Here is a 13,824-nt window from a genome sequence, read left to right on the forward strand (position 1 = left end):
ACGCGGTTTCTCCTTCTCGGGGTTGGTGGTGCGGGTGGTCAGGCGGCATCTCGGAGCGCGGCGAGGAGTGCGGCCCGGTTGGCGGCCTGCCGTTCGGGGCTGAGCGGCAGCCGGCCGACAGGTGCGGTGACGCGGCCGGTGGGGACGGCTTCGGCGTACAGGCGGCCGAGGACGCCCGCGGGCGGGTAGCGGAGAGCCTTCCGGGCCCGGGCGACTGTCTGCGGGTCGCAGTACAGGCGGCGGGCGATGGACGCGTTCGTGTGGCCCTCGCGGATCAGAGCGGCGATGTCGGCACGGACCTTCACGCGGCCACCTCCTCGGGCGCCTTGTGCACGGTGAACCCGCCGTCGGGGTGGCGGATGATCCAGTCCCCGAAGCGGGCGACAACGTGGCCGGGCTTCACGCCGATACGCATGCCGACCGTCGTGATCTTCTTGTCAACGACCTCGGTGAACTGCTTCGTGAAGACGCCGTCCCGGTCGAGCTGCCAGTCGATGAGCCCGTAGCTGCGCGGGGTGAGCTGCCACGTCTTGCAGCCCGCGGCCTCCAACTCGACGAGCGGGGCGCAGTTCGAGCACTCGCCGCGGACGTCGGTGAGGTTGCCGTGCTCGTCAACGTCCCGATTGTCGACGTCGCCGAGGTACTCGCCGCAGCCGTTGCAGCAGCGCTTCATCGTGATGGTGCGGGTGACGGACTGGCCGTCATCGCCGTATGTGATCTCGTCGGGGGTGTTGGTTCGGGGTTGCATCAGATGCTCCAAAGGGTGGGTTGGTGTTCGACGAGCGGGAGTTCGGTCTGGCCGGGGATGGGTTCGGACCGGTTGGTGGGGCTGGCGATTGACGGTCGGGGCGCTGTGCGGCCCTGTAGGCGTCTGGCGCAGACGGGGCCGAGGCCGCGGACCCGTGACGCCGGATCGCGCAGGAGGCGCCCGCACACGCACGTGACGGGGCCATCGGCGTCGCGGCCCGCGGTCGGCTTCACGCTGCGGTGGCCTCGGCTTCCTGGTAGCGGCGGGCGTGGACGGTGGTGCGGGCGCGGCCCTCGTCGTGGCAGGGCACCTCGGGCGTGACCTGGCAGTCGGGGCAGCAGGCCGTGGTCTTCGCCCAGTCGGACACCCGCTGCGGGTGCGGCTGCGGCAACTGCCGCCCGGTGGTGCGCAGGACGCACGGCCGATGAGCGGCGGCCCCACAGTGCGAGCACGGCACGGAGCGGGCCGGATGCTGCTTGGCACGCATTCCGTGACGGAGGGACTCGGGCATCGGGGCGCCAGCGTGGATCGTCATCGGGTCTCCTCGGGGCAGTTGCCGCAGTCGCACGGCTGGTCGGGGAAGTGCTCGGTGTTGCGGTAGTGCCGGACGGCGGCATCCCAGACGTGCTTGGGGATCTGCCGCTCGGGGGGCGGGCCGGGCGGGCTCGTACCGACGGGCCAGGCGCCGGGCCGGTGACCGGGCGGCTTCGGCGCCGCGGGTTTGGCGGCCGGCTCACGGCGGGCCTGGCCGATCTGGATCTGCGCCCGCATCAGGGCCCGCAGTTCGCTGCGGCCCTCCCGGCGGACGGCCTTCACGTCGTCGATCTGGATGCCGTCGCCGTCGATCTCGAAGTCGCTCACGACGCGGCCTCCTCGTCGACGATCACGGCGTCCGGGATCTCGCCGGCTTCGATGCGGGCGAAGTACTGCTCGGTGCGGGCGCGGACCCGCTGCTCTTCGGCGGCCCGCTGCTCGGCGGTGAGTTCGCCCTCACCGTTGGCGGCCCGCAGGCGGGCGCTGTGGGGGTTGGCGCGCGGCTTGCCCAGCGGCTGCTTGTCGCCGCCGCCCGGGGTCTTGCACGGCTTGCCTATCGCCGCATGGCAGGACGGGCACTCGATGCCGAGCGGGCCAGACCGGCGAACCGTGTCGATCAACTCCGCCTCGACGGTGTTCTCGTCGGGCACGTCCTGCCCGACGCTCCACCCGCGGGCCTCGAGCTCGGCGACGAACTGCTTCGACGGACCGCCCTCAAGCGCCAGCCGGCCAGTGGGCGCCGGAACTCGGCCGGAGGCGATGGCCTGCGTCTGGCCGCGGAGGCGGGCCAGGTACTCGGGAACCGTCTCGTCAGCGATCGGCTCGTACTGGAAGTTCTCCAGCCGGGCGGACCGGATCTTGCTGCGGAGGGTGCGGACGTGGTGGGGCAGGATCCACAGCTTCGCTTCCGGATCCTTCGGCGGGGTCGTGTAGTAGCTGGCGACAGCAGCCTTCGCGTCGTCGTCCAGCGGGACGTCATGGAGGGCAGCGGCCCAAGCAATGGCGGCGGCCTGGGAGGGCTTTCGGTTATCGAAGGCGGCGCAATGGCCCAACAGGTGGGCTGCTTCGCGCGGATTCATGCGGGATCTCCAGTGTCGAGAGCGGCGGCAACAGCGCCCCAGCCGGACACCGTTGAGTCAGTGCCGGGAAGCGGCTGGCCAGATGCGAGGTCGATCACGTTCGAGTGCGTGACGCCGTGCTTGTTCAGGTGCTGATTGGCGCCGGCGATCCACTTCTGCCAGGCGCCGTACCAATTGCGCTTGCGGCGCCCTTCGTCGCGGTGGTGGTAGATGAACTTGTCGGTTTCGTGGTCGACGTCGACGCGCGGGTAGGTGTTGCGGGCCCAGCCGCGCATGGCGTCGGTGAGCGCGAAGTTCTCGGGGAGCTCGTGGAGAGGGGGTCGGTCGTCAGACCGGGAGGCGGGCGGAGTCGACTGCCGCTCGACTTCGCGACGGCCGTTTCCCCCCACACCCCCCTCTCCCTTGCTCCCTTGCTCCCTTGCTCCCTTGCTCCCTTGCTCAGGGGCGAAATACTCCGGAGCGTCTCCGGAGGAATTCGGGAGAGATTCGGGAGCGTCGTCGTACCAGGCGTGAGCTGCGGTTTCTTCGTCCTCGTCTGGCTCGACCACCTCATCCGGGGCAGTCGCCGGTTCGCCATGTACACGCACACCGAAGGGGCCCTCGGAAGGGCTTCCGGAAGCCCTTCCGGAGGGTGCTGCGGGAGTCTCGGGGATCTTCGCGAACTCCTCGCGAGACTTTCGCGAACGATTCCGGAGACGCTGAGGATTGACGTCGCGCCACCGCTTGAAGTCGTCCGGCTCGTCGTCCGGGCACGGCGGGATCTTCGAGCGGGTCGGGTGCGACGGCTTCTGGTGCTCACGCCAGTTCGGCGCGTGCAGGTAGGTGCGGCCGTCGACCTCGTACCGGCACAACGGGCCAGCCTCCGCGATGGTCTCCAGCCAGCCGTCGATTACCTCGGGGGTGACGTCGCGGTCCCGGGGGAAGCAGTCGGAGGCGATGAGGAGTTCGTCGTCGACGCCGCGGCCGTAGTCGTCGAGGTAGCCCCACAGGAGGATGAAGAAGTAGCGGACCTCGCGCGGCCACAGCGACACCGTGATCGAGGTGCGCATCTCCGGCTTGATGGAGCGGATGCGAGCCATCAGTTCTCACCGCCCAGCGGCGCCGCCGCGGCCTTGATGGCTGACAAATAGCGGGGAAGGCACGTGGAAAGGTCGGGGTCCTTGTAGCTACCGGCTGCCGCTGCCGCCTCGTACACGTCGGAGAGGATGAAGTCCCCGTCGATCCCGATTCGGTAGAGGCTGGCGAAGAACGCCTGCCGCTCTTCGGTGGTCGGCTCGGTCATCCCCGACGCCATAAAGGCGACCCGCCAGATCTCCGACGCCCGAGACTGCCAGGGGGAGATACGCGTGATGGCGAGCTCGTCCTCGGACAGGCCGAGGTAGAGGCGGGCGGACTTGTGAGTCCCGGCGTGGCTGGCTGCTCGCGTGAGTCGACGAACGTAGACGCCAGCGTCGAGGAGTGAGTTGATCTGCTTCTTGACCCACTCGTTCTGATCGTCGGTCGGGCCGCCGAGTACCTTGCCGCCCCAGGGCTCGTTCGGGTCCTCGCTCGGCACGTAGACGGTGGGCCACGCCGTATGCCATGCGGTCCAGACGGTGTCCCGGTCCATGTCGCGGAGCGCCTCCGCGATGTCGCACATCGCGAAGTAGGTGGCATGCAGAGCGGCGCCGATGATCCGCTCGGGCGCTTCAAGGTCCAGGCCGGAGAGGTTCGCGAGGCTGCTCCGGAACTCCGCCTCCTGCTCGGCAGTTGGCGCTTCCGCGTTGTCGACCATGCCGCAGTGCCAGATCGCGTGAGCCGCGTCGAGCACGGATGCGCGAACGTCCAGGTTCGCCGGCGTCGGCTTTGCGCCGACGATGCGGCCAGCTTCTGAGTGCAGTTCGTCGACCTTGTTCCAGGCGACGCCGCAGCAGTACTTGAAGGTGTTCTCCGGCTTGACCTTCTGGTTGGCCATGCCGATGTCGACGATGTCTGCCCACATCCAGGCGGGGATGCCAGCGACGCGGAACCGCTCGACACTCAGCTTCCAGTCGACGGGGAGCTCGACGGGCTTTGCCTCCTTGCCGACGGTCCAGCGGTTCCACTCGGTGAGGAAGGCGTCGCGGTACTCGTCCTTCGGCTTCTCCAGTTCCTGGAGGTTGGCGGCGGCCTGCGTCATCGCCGCGGCCCAGCGGAGTGCGTCGTCGCTGACGTTGGCGACGACCGCGGAGTCGACGGTGGCGCTGCTCTTGCCGCTGTTGCAGGGCTCGCAGCTGGTGACGAGGTTGTCGGGTGTGTCGGTGCCGCCGAGCGCCACGGGGGTGACGTGATCGACGCGCAGCGGAACCTCGGGCGCACCCGCGCCGCAGTACCTGCACGTGTGCTGATCCCTGCGGAGGATCTCGTACCGGAGGCGCTTGGAGACGGCCATTGATCTTCTTTCGGACGATTCGAATTGGTCGGGGCGCGAATTGAAATCGGCGCGCCTCATGGCGGGTTTGCAATTCGCGGCGACCTTCGTGGCGCTTCGTGTACATCATAGCGGTGAACGCGGTGAAGTACACCATGATCCTGAGGTACACTCCCGACATGACCGCGCCCAAGAAGGAGCACCAGGAGAAGATCGCGGAGTTCCGCAACTCGCTCGCCGACGCGATCGAGAAGGCTCGCTACTTCGACGAGACGACCGTGCTGACCAGCCGTGGAAAGCGCGTCGCCGTCCTGGTCGGCATGGACTTTTACGAGCGCGCGCTCGCAGCCCTCGGCGAGGAGCGCGTCCTCGCGCCGGCCACAGACTCCGACTGACGTCACGTCCCTCTCCTCTCCGGCCCCGCCTGTACGGCGGGGCCGTTGTCGTGTCCGGGCTAGGCGGCTACGGCGAGTTCGGGCTCTGCGTGCCTCTCGATGTCCTCGCCGGTGATCGCTTCGACGAGCGCGGAGACGATGACCTCGGCGCAGTTGGGGGTGACGGCATTGCCGTACTGGCGGACCCGCTCGCGCTTGGAGCCGAGGACGATGTACGCGTCGGCGAAGGACATTGCGCGGCCGATCTCGTGCGGCTCCAACATCCGGAAGAGGACGTCGTTGATGTCGACGTCGCCCTGGACGAGGGCGTACCGGTCACGGGTCGACAGCGTGCCGACGGGCTCACGGACCGTCTTCGCTGTGCCGTTGCCGTAGTAGGGGACGAGCAGGTGCTCCCAGCTGACGAGAGACTGGTGGCCGGCCGTCGTCATCGTGCGGAGGTACTCGGCAGCACTGGTGCAGTGCTCGCCGCCGTTCCCCTTCGAGCCGTTGTTCCGCATGACCATGGCGGGCAGGTTCGGGGTGACGAGGCCGTGGTGGTTGCCGTTTGCGGACACAGTGCCGACGGGCTCGCCGATGGATCGGCCGCGGAGTTGGTCGCCGCCGCCGCGCATGGTGACCATGAACGGGAGCCAGGCGAGACCGGTCTCGTTGCGGGCGGTCTGGGTGCGGAGCGGATCGTTCGCTGAGCGCGGCTCCTTGCCGTCGCGGCCCTCGACGGGGATGAGGAGGGGCGGGATGGCGAGGCCGTCGTTCTCGCGGGTGGTGCGGCACGCCATGGGATCCAGAACGCTCGACGGATCGGTGCGCCAGGTTCCTCCGGCTGGAACCATGAACGGCTCGTAGGCCATGGCCTTCGTCGCCGTCGTGGTCTGCGTGGTGAGCGGTGCGTCGACGGGCCAGGTCCGCACGCCGGGCCTGCGCTCGAAGGTGTTGCCTGCGGCTTCGAGGGTGATCGGGCGGGCGAACTTGTCGAGGCCGGCCTGAATGCGGGCGAGGGTCTTATCCGCGAGCGGCTTCGTCCGGTCGCCGATGCGCTGACCCGGGATCGTCCAGTCGATGGCGACGGCGGCGGGCAGCGTCTCGGGTTCGACGATCTGGTTCCGGCAGGTGGCGTTGGGGCAGCGGTAGACGTACTGCTGGCGGTAGCGGCCCATGTCGCGGCCGGGCTGCTTGAACCGCTGTACGGCCTGCACCCACGTCTCGCAGCCGGTGCACCAGGCGCGCGGTCGCAGCCACTTGTCCCAGTCCGGCGTCCGACCCAAACTCTTGTGCCAATAGGCGACGTACAGGCGGTCCCGGGACTGCGGCGCCTTGTGGACGGTCCGCGGGTCCGCGTGCATTGAGTTCAGGGCAATGACCCGCGTGTGGTAGCCGAGTTTCTTGATCTCGCCGATCCACCGGTCCCACTGGTCCCAGGCCCTCACGTCGACGACGTTCTCGACGACCCCCGCCTTGACGAGGCCGCCGCGCTGCTGCACGCCGCGCAGGTACATGGGGACTTCCTCCATGAGCGCTCGGGAGCGCTCGACTTCCTCGGACGGACCGAAGCCGTCGAAGAGGTCGCCCTGGAGGCTGGCGTCGAAGTCCCGCTTCTTGCCGCGGGCGTTCGACCACTGCGGGCATTCCGGGGAAGCCCAGAAGATGTCGGTGACGGGCCACTTGTCGACGGGCGCTTCGCGGATGTCGCCGCGGTAGTGGTCGACCTCCGGGAAATTCGCGGCGTGCGACTCGATCGCCCGCTCCCAGTGGTTTGCCGCCCTCGCCATCCGGACGCCGGGGATGGAGTGCATGCCCTGGCTGGAGCCGCCTGCGCCGCAGAACCAGTCCATGACGGTGAGGTCGCCGTCCGTGGTCCATCCTGCGGCCCGTCGACGGTCTTCGGCTTGCCGAAGGAACTCCTCAGCCTGCCGCGGGGACATGTCGTACAGGTGGGGCACGTTGTCGTTGCGGTCCATCAGGCGGCTGCTTTCTCGGTGTCGGGGTGATCCAGGAGTTCCTGCTGGATGTGGTCGCGCGAGGCGGTCTTCTCCTGCTGGGCTCGGCGTGCGCGGTCGCGGAGGACGGCTGCGAGCTGGTCGGTGATGTACTTCTCGTTGCCGCCGAGCTGCTTGGCGATCGAGGTGATGGATTCGCCGAGCAGGTAGAGGTGTTCGATCTCGGCTTTGCGCATCGAGTCGCGGCCGTTCTTGGCGACCGGCTTGTACGGCTTGGTCTTTTCTGGCTGCGCCTGCGGGTCGTCGATGTTGTCGTCCCAGGCGAGAGGGCCGTGCCAGTTACGGCGGGCCGCACCGTGGACGGCGAAGTGGGACGGGCCGGGCTTCCATTGCAGCTGCCGGTATCGGGCGGTCATGGCCTCGGCGACGGCGGCGCGGATGGTGGGGTGCTGGCCGTCGAGGATGCGGCCGAGGTAGTTGCTGTTCACGGGTAGCCCGCGGGCGATCTCGTACAGCGGGTATCCGATGGCGTGCAGTGCCCGGCCGCGGCGGACCGTTCCCGTGCTGTCCGTGGTGGCGTGGAAGGGGATGCCGGTAGGGCCGGGCGAGGTGAGGTATCGGGCGGCGACTCGGGGTGCGATCGTGGGCTGTCCGCTGAGGAGTTTGCTGATGTCGCCGCTGTTGCCGCCGACGGCCTGCGCGATCTGTACGTGGCTGTAGCCCTGGCTGGACCATCCCTCGACGCGCTGCCTTACGGGGGTGGCGTCGACCCGGACGGGTTGCCGGATGGTGGCGATGCGGTACTGCTTGCAGTACCTGCGGTTGGCTTGCACGCATTCGGGGCGTCGGCATCCGCGGAGGTAGCAGCGGCGCTCACCGTGCTGGGGCGGCTGGCGGACGGTGGTCATGGCTTCTCCTCTCGGGGCGGGTTGTTGATTTCGTCGAGCAGGGCGCGTATCCCGCGGCCGTTGGCGTGGCGTTCGAGCCGCCAGATGGTGAGGCGGATGCGGATCTGGCGGGTGGTCCACCAGGTGCCGCCGAGGCCGCTGGCGACGGCGAGGCCGGGCCCGTAGGTGCGGACCTTGTCGTCGATCCACACGTAGGCGTGGGCAACGGCGTCGATCTGCTCGGGAGTCACGTCCGCCTCCCGGTCTTGGATGCGGCCCGGGTGATGGCCCGGTAGGCGAGGGCAGCGATGCCCGTCATGAGTGCGAGGCAGGCGAGGAAGAGAGCCATCACGCGGCCCGCCTCTCGGCTGCCCGGGCGGCTCGTCGTGCGGCGCGTTCTTTGCGGCGCTGTGCGGCGACCAGCTCCCGCATCGGGGCGGGGACGCCGATCCATTCGTGGACCATGCTGTGTCCGGCGCGTGCGCTGGTGCTGCCGCCGTGGTGGCGGATGATCCCCTCGTTCTGGAGGCGGATCGGGAGGCTCCCCCACATCGACTTCGGCTTCGGCGGATCCGGCAGCTGGTGCTTGCGGGCGACCTCGTCGATGGTGAACGGCTCGCGGGAGTCGGCCGCGGCCACGTAGTAGGGGGTGACCTCGTCGATCCACGCCTCGTAGTCGTCGACTATGCGGCGGGAGACGGCGGGGGCCGCGGCGGCGAGGTGGGAGCCGTCGAAGGCGGGCTGGATGTAGCTCATGAGGCTGCCTCCTCGGGCGTGCCGTGCTGCTCGAGCTCGGCGTCGGTCATGAGCGGGTGCGGGATCCGGCCGGTGCGCAGGACGTCCCGCAGATCGGAGGCCGCGGTGCGGTAGGTGTTGGCGCGCTCGACCCGCGCGGACTCGGCGGGCGTGACCTCGTCGACGAACAGGCCCTCGCTCGGGTCCGGGGCGGGACCAGCCATCTGCTCCCACCGGTCGGCGAGGGTGGTTAGCGCGATGTGTGCGGCACGGCGTCCGGCCTCGGGCTTGGCGCCCCGTCGTGCGGCCCGCTCGTTGAAGTCGGCGATCCACTGGTTGGGGTCGAAATCGAGGTTCTGGGCCATGCGGTAGAGCGGCCCGGCGAGGTCGCCTGCGGTGAGGATCTGGTCAAGCTGGTTGGCTGAGGACTCGGCGGAGGTGGTGGCAAAGCGGCTGAGCATTTCCATGGCCATGGCGGCGACGAGGCCGTTGACGGCAGCGTGGATGTGGGCTTCGCGGATGCAGTGGTCGTTGATGTTCTCGTCGGCGAGACGGTCGGCTTCGATCGCCGAGCGGAGCATCGTCTTGACGAACTCGCGGGGCGTCTTCGGGGTCTCGAACGTGGTCATGTGTGATCTCCTTTGGGGTGGCCGCCCCGCAATGCCCGCGGGGCGGCCCGTCGTGTGCGGGCTAGTCGGTGCCGCCGGCGCCGAGTTCAGGGCGCTGCGGCTCGCTCAGGTACTCGGGCGGAACGTCGATGGCGTCGGCCGCAAGGTCGGTGCGGACGGTGCCGTCGTGGGCCATGGCGCGGGCCAGTACGGCGCTCTTCGGCAGGGCCTTGAAGTGGTTGCGCAGGACGGTCTTCTTGGCCATCTCGTCGTAGTTCTCCTTCCACGCCTTGGAGCTGGGGTGGGAGGACTTCTGGCGCCGCTCTTCAACCTCGGCCGGGTACATGACCTTGAAGGTCCGCCCGCCGTTGACCAGTTGGGCGACGGAGTAGTAGGCGATGGCGCGTCCTCGAGGCCCGGTCCTGCAGGGGCGGTGGACGAGCTTCTCCTCGAGGCCTTCCTCGTGCTCGAAGTAGTCGTTCTCGCGGACGGTCTCGACCTTCACCGACGACGCCATCGGGTGCTGGTAGAAGAGCGTGACCATGCCCTGATAGCCGAGCTGGAACTCGGCCTGCCCCTTGCGGGGGATGATGTACGCCTCCTGCGTCGGGGAGCCGGGCTCGAAGCCGAGCTGCGAGCAGGTCATGAGCGCACCGAGGAACGACTGCGTGGTGCAGCTCGCCAGGTCAGGGTTCTTGCGGATCAGCGTCAGCGCGATGCGCGCCATGCGGTCGGCGCTCATGTGCTTGGGCAGAGCGCGTTCCATCTCGGGCTTCATCCGCTCGATCTGCTGGGCCAGGGTCGGCTGCTGATCGGCTTCGTTCTTCTGGACCTGGCCGACGTTTTCGGCGCGGCGGGCGACGGCATTGCGGGCATCGTTGGTCACTGCTGCTCCATGACGACGTTGAGGGTGCGGGTGTCTTCGCCCCGATAGGGCTCGGGGTCGAGGTCCGGGTTGGCCTCGAGGGCGGCGGTCTTCCAGCTGATCTGGCCGCGTCGGGGCCGCCACGTGTAGGCGAGTTCGCCGCGGATGTAGACGTCGGTGGCGTCGCCGGCGATCTGCTTGAGGTGGTTGTCGGCCTCGGTGAGCGCGCTGTCGGCGGCCTCGAGCTGGGCTTTGGCGAGGCGTCGCGCGGTCAGCCACTTCTCGACTTCAGCCGGGTCGGCGGTGGTGTCGATGCGATTCGGGTTGGCGTGGATCCGGTCGAGGAGTTCGCCGGTGGCGTGGGATCCGTCGAGGGGCGGCTGCGTTCCGGTCTCGACCCAGCCCCAGAATTCGGCGGCGATGGCGAGGAGGTCGTTGATGAGCTTCTCGTCGCGTTCGATGCGGTGGACGATGGTGCGCTGTCCGCCGATCAGTGCGGCGCTGTAGCCGAAGGACCAGCCGGTGAGCAGGAGTTGCCACTGGGTCTGTACCTGCACGTCGACGGGCGTGTCGTCTTCCCAGTCGGCGAGGGCATAGCTCGAGCGGGACTTCAGCTCGACGACGCCGGGCAGGCCCGCCTCTTCGGTGGTGCGGTCGAGGTTGACGATCGCCCACGGGATGTCGGGCAGGCGCAGGGTGCCCGGGTTGTCGTAGATCGGCAGGCCGGTCTTCTTGGTGAAGCGGCGGGCGGTGACGGGCTCGAGCTCGTGACCCATCTCTGCGGCCTCGTCGAGCGCCGGGTTGTCGCGGCGAGGAACGCTCTGGCCGGTCTTCTTCAGCCAGATCTCGAGCGGAGACGTCCACTTGTTCAGGCCGCAGATCGCAGCGATGTCGGAGCCGCCGATACCGGTCTTGCGGACGGCGTGCCACTCGTTTCGAGGCGCGTCGGGGCTGAGGGCGAGGACGGCGCCAGACGGGTAGGAGAGGGCGGTAGTCACGCGGCGACCTCGCCCCGGACGATGGCCTGCAGCCGCTCGACGCCGTTGGGGTCGTACTGGATGGCAACGACGGCGGCGACGTACTCGGGGAAGCCGAGGGCTAGCCGGTCACGGTTGGGCGGGTCGGCCCGGTCGATGGCCGTGACGAGGCTCTCGGTGAACCCGCCCGCCTGGTAGCCGCCCTCGCGGCCGTAGTGGAACAGGACGTGCGCGGCGATGTCCGGCGGAATGGTGGGGCTGTTGGTGCTCATGCGGTTCTCCAAAGGGCGTGTTGATGGAAGGCGTTGACCTGGAGTGCGGTGAACTACTCGGCTGCGTCGGCCTTACGCCGGCTCCGCTCACGCCAGGCGCGGTTCGTGGCTATGCGGCACGCCCGGCATTGGCGACGAGGTGGGCCGTCCGGGCGCGAGCCCTTCTGGGCGATCGTGTTCTCGGGCGTGAACTCATGACCTCGGCTGCAGTGCGTCTTTTGGCGGTTGTGCCAGGACGCGTTCCGGGCCCGACGAAGATTTTCGGCGCGGGTGACAGGTTGGAGATGGTGAGGGTTCACGCACCTGCGGTGGAGGCATGAGGCGCCCCCAGGACAGGAGCTGTCCTCCGTGTGGCAGCTGTGGTCCAGATCCAGCCCCTGCGGTACCTCGCCGATCAGCAGTTCATAAGCAGCGCGGTATGCAGGCATCGGCCTGTAGCGGCGGGCGCGATCGGAGCGGATCTCTCCGTATCCGTCCTTATTGACGGTGCCCGTGTAGATCACGCAACCAGAAGGTCCGGGGGTCGTCTTGGCCAGCGCTCGTTTGCCGGGATGCTCTGCGCGTGAGATGAACACGCGGGTCGCAGCCTTGAGCGCTCGCATGTGCCGGCGGTAGCAGGGGCGACACCGGTTGCGGGTATACGGCCCCTCGACCTCCTTGTCGCAGTCGATGCAGATCCGTTCTTCCATCGCATATCTCCGGTTCCTGGGTGCACTAAGGGCGGGCCGCCGCCTGTTGGTTGGGGGGTGCCGCGAGGCGGCGGCCCTGGGTGCCGCGGGAGCGAGGGGGGCGCTACACCGCGGCGGCTATGAGTTGTGGTCAGAGGTCGAGGGCCAGTTGCCCGTCGGGCGTCTCCGGCGGCGGGCCTTCGAGGCTTCGGGCGACGGCCCGGATCTCATGCAAGGCCTTGGCGAGATCGGCTTCGATCTGCCGGGCGATGACCGCGGGCGGCGGGAGCGTCGCCGGGTCGACTGGCTCCGGCTTGCGGCGTGTCACTCGGCGCCCTTGGGAATCACGGCGATCACCGTGTTCACGCCGGTGCCGGACTCCTTGAACGCGCCCTCCGGCAGGCCGTGCAGCCCGCCGCCCTCGGCCGCGAGCATCGCCTGGAACTCGCGCGTCAAAGGCGTGCTGCGGAAGGTGACACCGTTCGACATGACCGCGACCAGCAAGCCCCCGTCCTTCAGGAATCGGTGCGCATGCATGACGTGCCGGATGTCGTCCTGCCGGGCGAACGGCGGGTTCATCACCACCCGGTCGTAGGACTCGAACGGCTCGACCATCAGGAAGTCGGCGACCGCCAGATCGCGTCCGATGCCCGCGTCGCTGATGGCGAGCGCGTTCTCCCGCTGCAGTTCGACGCAGTCGACGTGGCAACCGAGCTCAGCGATCGGCCCGGCGATCGCCCCACGGCCTGCGGACGGCTCCAGCACCTCCATGCCAGGCTCCAGCTTGGCGAACTCGATGAGTCGCTTCACGACGAGCGGCGGGGTGGGGAAATAGCCGAACTGCTGCTTCTTGCTGACGACTTCACCGGTGAGGATGACCTGCTCGACGGCGTCGATGGCGTCGCCGTCGAACAGGTGGACGCGCTCCTTGCGGCTCCACTTCCCGCCCGCCGCTTCGATGACCTTGGCGGTGTCCAGGTACAGCTTCCGGTCGAGGGCGCCGGTGAGGATGAGCCGCGGACCGTCCGTCTCGGCGTGGCCGAGGACCGCGATGACGTCGGTGGGGACCTTCATGTTCTTCTCCGTGGGATGATCGGTGTCGGATGCCCCGCCGATTCGCCCGGCGGGGCGTTTGTGTTTTGGGCTATGCGCCTTGACGCCGGCGTTGCTTCCTGGTGCCGCGAGCCCACTTCCTGTTGGCGATGCGGCGACACTCGCGGCAGCGCCGTTGGGGCTGACCGTCGTGTCGAAGCCGCTTCAACAGCTGCGTGTTCTCCGGCGTGAACGGGTGGCCGTGCATGCAGTGCGTCTTGAGGAAGTTCTCGGCGCTTCGGCTCCGGCCGCGCATGTTGTTCTCGGCCGGAGTCACCGGCTCCAGGTGGTTCGGGTTCACGCAGCGCCGGTGGATGCAGGTCGGGCCACCGACGCAGTCCGCGTCGCTGGAGTGGCAGACGTGGTCGAGCATCAGTCCGTCAGGTATCTCGCCGACGAGGCTGAGGTAGACCAGGCGGTGCGCTCCGGCGGGCTGCCCAGCGACGGTCGAGACTCCGTATCCCTGCGCGCTCAGGTGGCCGGTGTAGAGGACGCAGCCGCCCCAGCCGGGGGTGGTGTGCCGGAAAATGCGATCTACAACAGTCAACCGAGGTAGGGGCTTTCGGGGCCGGTATTTCCTTGGCTGCGCTGGCGCTTCCGATCCGCTTTCGCGTAGCTGCGCAAGGTGCTTTCGATAG

General features: G+C 68.7%; 20 protein-coding genes. 1 reads left to right on the plus strand and 19 read right to left on the minus strand.

Going from position 1 to position 13,824, the window contains the following annotated elements; all coding sequences use genetic code 11:
* Positions 1 to 38: 38 nt before the first annotated feature.
* From OG819_RS42855 to OG819_RS42885, 8 genes are read right to left on the minus strand one after another with little or no spacing between them, the layout of a single operon-like run.
* Positions 39 to 305 carry a helix-turn-helix domain-containing protein gene (locus OG819_RS42855; protein WP_266654708.1) on the minus strand — a complete coding sequence of 89 codons (267 nt, stop codon included), beginning with the start codon at positions 303 to 305 and terminating at the stop codon, positions 39 to 41.
* Positions 302 to 748, minus strand: a complete 447-nt coding sequence (locus OG819_RS42860; protein ID WP_266654710.1) for a hypothetical protein — start codon at positions 746 to 748, stop codon at positions 302 to 304. The genes OG819_RS42855 and OG819_RS42860 overlap by 4 nt, the downstream gene beginning before the upstream one ends.
* Positions 748 to 981, minus strand: coding sequence for a DUF6011 domain-containing protein (locus OG819_RS59230; protein ID WP_353963261.1), 234 nt, complete (start codon positions 979 to 981; stop codon positions 748 to 750). The genes OG819_RS42860 and OG819_RS59230 overlap by 1 nt, the downstream gene beginning before the upstream one ends.
* Positions 978 to 1,283: a hypothetical protein gene (locus tag OG819_RS42865; RefSeq protein ID WP_266654712.1), complete on the minus strand. Its 306-nt coding sequence runs from the start codon at positions 1,281 to 1,283 to the stop codon at positions 978 to 980. The genes OG819_RS59230 and OG819_RS42865 overlap by 4 nt, the downstream gene beginning before the upstream one ends.
* Entirely contained in the window at positions 1,280 to 1,609 is a 330-nt protein-coding gene (locus tag OG819_RS42870; RefSeq protein ID WP_266654714.1) for a hypothetical protein, read from the minus strand. Before OG819_RS42870 ends, OG819_RS42865 begins: the two co-directional genes overlap by 4 nt.
* On the minus strand, positions 1,606 to 2,361 hold the full coding sequence (locus OG819_RS42875) for a hypothetical protein (protein ID WP_266654716.1): 756 nt from the start codon (positions 2,359 to 2,361) through the stop codon (positions 1,606 to 1,608). Before OG819_RS42875 ends, OG819_RS42870 begins: the two co-directional genes overlap by 4 nt.
* On the minus strand, positions 2,358 to 3,440 hold the full coding sequence (locus OG819_RS42880; protein ID WP_266654718.1) for a hypothetical protein: 1,083 nt from the start codon (positions 3,438 to 3,440) through the stop codon (positions 2,358 to 2,360). The genes OG819_RS42875 and OG819_RS42880 overlap by 4 nt, the downstream gene beginning before the upstream one ends.
* On the minus strand, positions 3,440 to 4,771 hold the full coding sequence (locus tag OG819_RS42885; RefSeq protein ID WP_266654720.1) for an HNH endonuclease: 1,332 nt from the start codon (positions 4,769 to 4,771) through the stop codon (positions 3,440 to 3,442). The genes OG819_RS42880 and OG819_RS42885 overlap by 1 nt, the downstream gene beginning before the upstream one ends.
* Before the next feature lie 158 nt (positions 4,772 to 4,929).
* Between OG819_RS42885 and OG819_RS42890 the strand changes: the two genes are divergently transcribed.
* The gene (locus OG819_RS42890) at positions 4,930 to 5,145 is read left to right on the plus strand and encodes a type II toxin-antitoxin system prevent-host-death family antitoxin (RefSeq protein WP_266654722.1); all 216 of its coding nucleotides are present in this window, start codon (positions 4,930 to 4,932) and stop codon (positions 5,143 to 5,145) included.
* Between the two features lie 59 nt (positions 5,146 to 5,204).
* On the opposite strand, the gene OG819_RS42895 is transcribed toward OG819_RS42890, so the two are convergent.
* From OG819_RS42895 to OG819_RS42945, 11 genes are all read right to left on the minus strand, one after another.
* Complete coding sequence (locus OG819_RS42895; RefSeq protein WP_266654724.1) at positions 5,205 to 7,103, minus strand: DNA cytosine methyltransferase; 1,899 nt, start codon at positions 7,101 to 7,103, stop codon at positions 5,205 to 5,207.
* The gene (locus OG819_RS42900; RefSeq protein WP_266654726.1) at positions 7,103 to 7,990 is read right to left on the minus strand and encodes a hypothetical protein; all 888 of its coding nucleotides are present in this window, start codon (positions 7,988 to 7,990) and stop codon (positions 7,103 to 7,105) included. The genes OG819_RS42895 and OG819_RS42900 overlap by 1 nt, the downstream gene beginning before the upstream one ends.
* Entirely contained in the window at positions 7,987 to 8,220 is a 234-nt protein-coding gene (locus OG819_RS42905; RefSeq protein ID WP_266654728.1) for a hypothetical protein, read from the minus strand. The genes OG819_RS42900 and OG819_RS42905 overlap by 4 nt, the downstream gene beginning before the upstream one ends.
* A 97-nt stretch (positions 8,221 to 8,317) precedes the next feature.
* Positions 8,318 to 8,725, minus strand: a complete 408-nt coding sequence (locus OG819_RS42910; protein WP_266654730.1) for a hypothetical protein — start codon at positions 8,723 to 8,725, stop codon at positions 8,318 to 8,320.
* Positions 8,722 to 9,333 (minus strand): hypothetical protein, encoded by a 612-nt coding sequence (locus tag OG819_RS42915; RefSeq protein ID WP_266654732.1) that lies wholly within the window; start codon positions 9,331 to 9,333, stop codon positions 8,722 to 8,724. Before OG819_RS42915 ends, OG819_RS42910 begins: the two co-directional genes overlap by 4 nt.
* A 61-nt stretch (positions 9,334 to 9,394) precedes the next feature.
* On the minus strand, positions 9,395 to 10,198 hold the full coding sequence (locus OG819_RS42920) for a recombinase RecT (RefSeq protein WP_266654734.1): 804 nt from the start codon (positions 10,196 to 10,198) through the stop codon (positions 9,395 to 9,397).
* On the minus strand, positions 10,195 to 11,175 hold the full coding sequence (locus OG819_RS42925) for a lambda-exonuclease family protein (protein WP_266654740.1): 981 nt from the start codon (positions 11,173 to 11,175) through the stop codon (positions 10,195 to 10,197). The genes OG819_RS42920 and OG819_RS42925 overlap by 4 nt, the downstream gene beginning before the upstream one ends.
* Positions 11,172 to 11,426, minus strand: a complete 255-nt coding sequence (locus OG819_RS42930; RefSeq protein ID WP_266654741.1) for a hypothetical protein — start codon at positions 11,424 to 11,426, stop codon at positions 11,172 to 11,174. The genes OG819_RS42925 and OG819_RS42930 overlap by 4 nt, the downstream gene beginning before the upstream one ends.
* A gap of 819 nt (positions 11,427 to 12,245) precedes the next feature.
* The gene (locus tag OG819_RS42935) at positions 12,246 to 12,422 is read right to left on the minus strand and encodes a hypothetical protein (protein ID WP_266654743.1); all 177 of its coding nucleotides are present in this window, start codon (positions 12,420 to 12,422) and stop codon (positions 12,246 to 12,248) included.
* Positions 12,419 to 13,168: a methyltransferase gene (locus tag OG819_RS42940; RefSeq protein WP_266654745.1), complete on the minus strand. Its 750-nt coding sequence runs from the start codon at positions 13,166 to 13,168 to the stop codon at positions 12,419 to 12,421. Before OG819_RS42940 ends, OG819_RS42935 begins: the two co-directional genes overlap by 4 nt.
* Positions 13,169 to 13,238: 70 nt before the next feature.
* Positions 13,239 to 13,733: a hypothetical protein gene (locus tag OG819_RS42945; RefSeq protein WP_266654747.1), complete on the minus strand. Its 495-nt coding sequence runs from the start codon at positions 13,731 to 13,733 to the stop codon at positions 13,239 to 13,241.
* Positions 13,734 to 13,824: the final 91 nt, after the last annotated feature.

Origin of the sequence: Streptomyces sp. NBC_01549 (assembly GCF_026339955.1) — a bacterium.
GTDB lineage: Bacteria > Actinomycetota > Actinomycetes > Streptomycetales > Streptomycetaceae > Streptomyces.

Bases quoted from the DNA above. Each gene is read 5' to 3' on its own strand.
- OG819_RS42880 (WP_266654718.1), bottom strand. From the start codon at position 3,440: ATGGCTCGCATCCGCTCCATCAAGCCGGAGATGCGCACCTCGATCACG.
- OG819_RS42900 (WP_266654726.1), bottom strand. From the start codon at position 7,990: ATGACCACCGTCCGCCAGCCGCCCCAGCACGGTGAGCGCCGCTGCTAC.
- OG819_RS42890 (WP_266654722.1), top strand. From the start codon at position 4,930: ATGACCGCGCCCAAGAAGGAGCACCAGGAGAAGATCGCGGAGTTCCGC.
- OG819_RS42885 (WP_266654720.1), bottom strand. From the start codon at position 4,771: ATGGCCGTCTCCAAGCGCCTCCGGTACGAGATCCTCCGCAGGGATCAG.
- OG819_RS42875 (WP_266654716.1), bottom strand. From the start codon at position 2,361: ATGAATCCGCGCGAAGCAGCCCACCTGTTGGGCCATTGCGCCGCCTTC.
- OG819_RS42865 (WP_266654712.1), bottom strand. From the start codon at position 1,283: ATGACGATCCACGCTGGCGCCCCGATGCCCGAGTCCCTCCGTCACGGA.
- OG819_RS42915 (WP_266654732.1), bottom strand. From the start codon at position 9,333: ATGACCACGTTCGAGACCCCGAAGACGCCCCGCGAGTTCGTCAAGACG.
- OG819_RS42940 (WP_266654745.1), bottom strand. From the start codon at position 13,168: ATGAAGGTCCCCACCGACGTCATCGCGGTCCTCGGCCACGCCGAGACG.
- OG819_RS42895 (WP_266654724.1), bottom strand. From the start codon at position 7,103: ATGGACCGCAACGACAACGTGCCCCACCTGTACGACATGTCCCCGCGG.
- OG819_RS42910 (WP_266654730.1), bottom strand. From the start codon at position 8,725: ATGAGCTACATCCAGCCCGCCTTCGACGGCTCCCACCTCGCCGCCGCG.
- OG819_RS42930 (WP_266654741.1), bottom strand. From the start codon at position 11,426: ATGAGCACCAACAGCCCCACCATTCCGCCGGACATCGCCGCGCACGTC.
- OG819_RS42860 (WP_266654710.1), bottom strand. From the start codon at position 748: ATGCAACCCCGAACCAACACCCCCGACGAGATCACATACGGCGATGAC.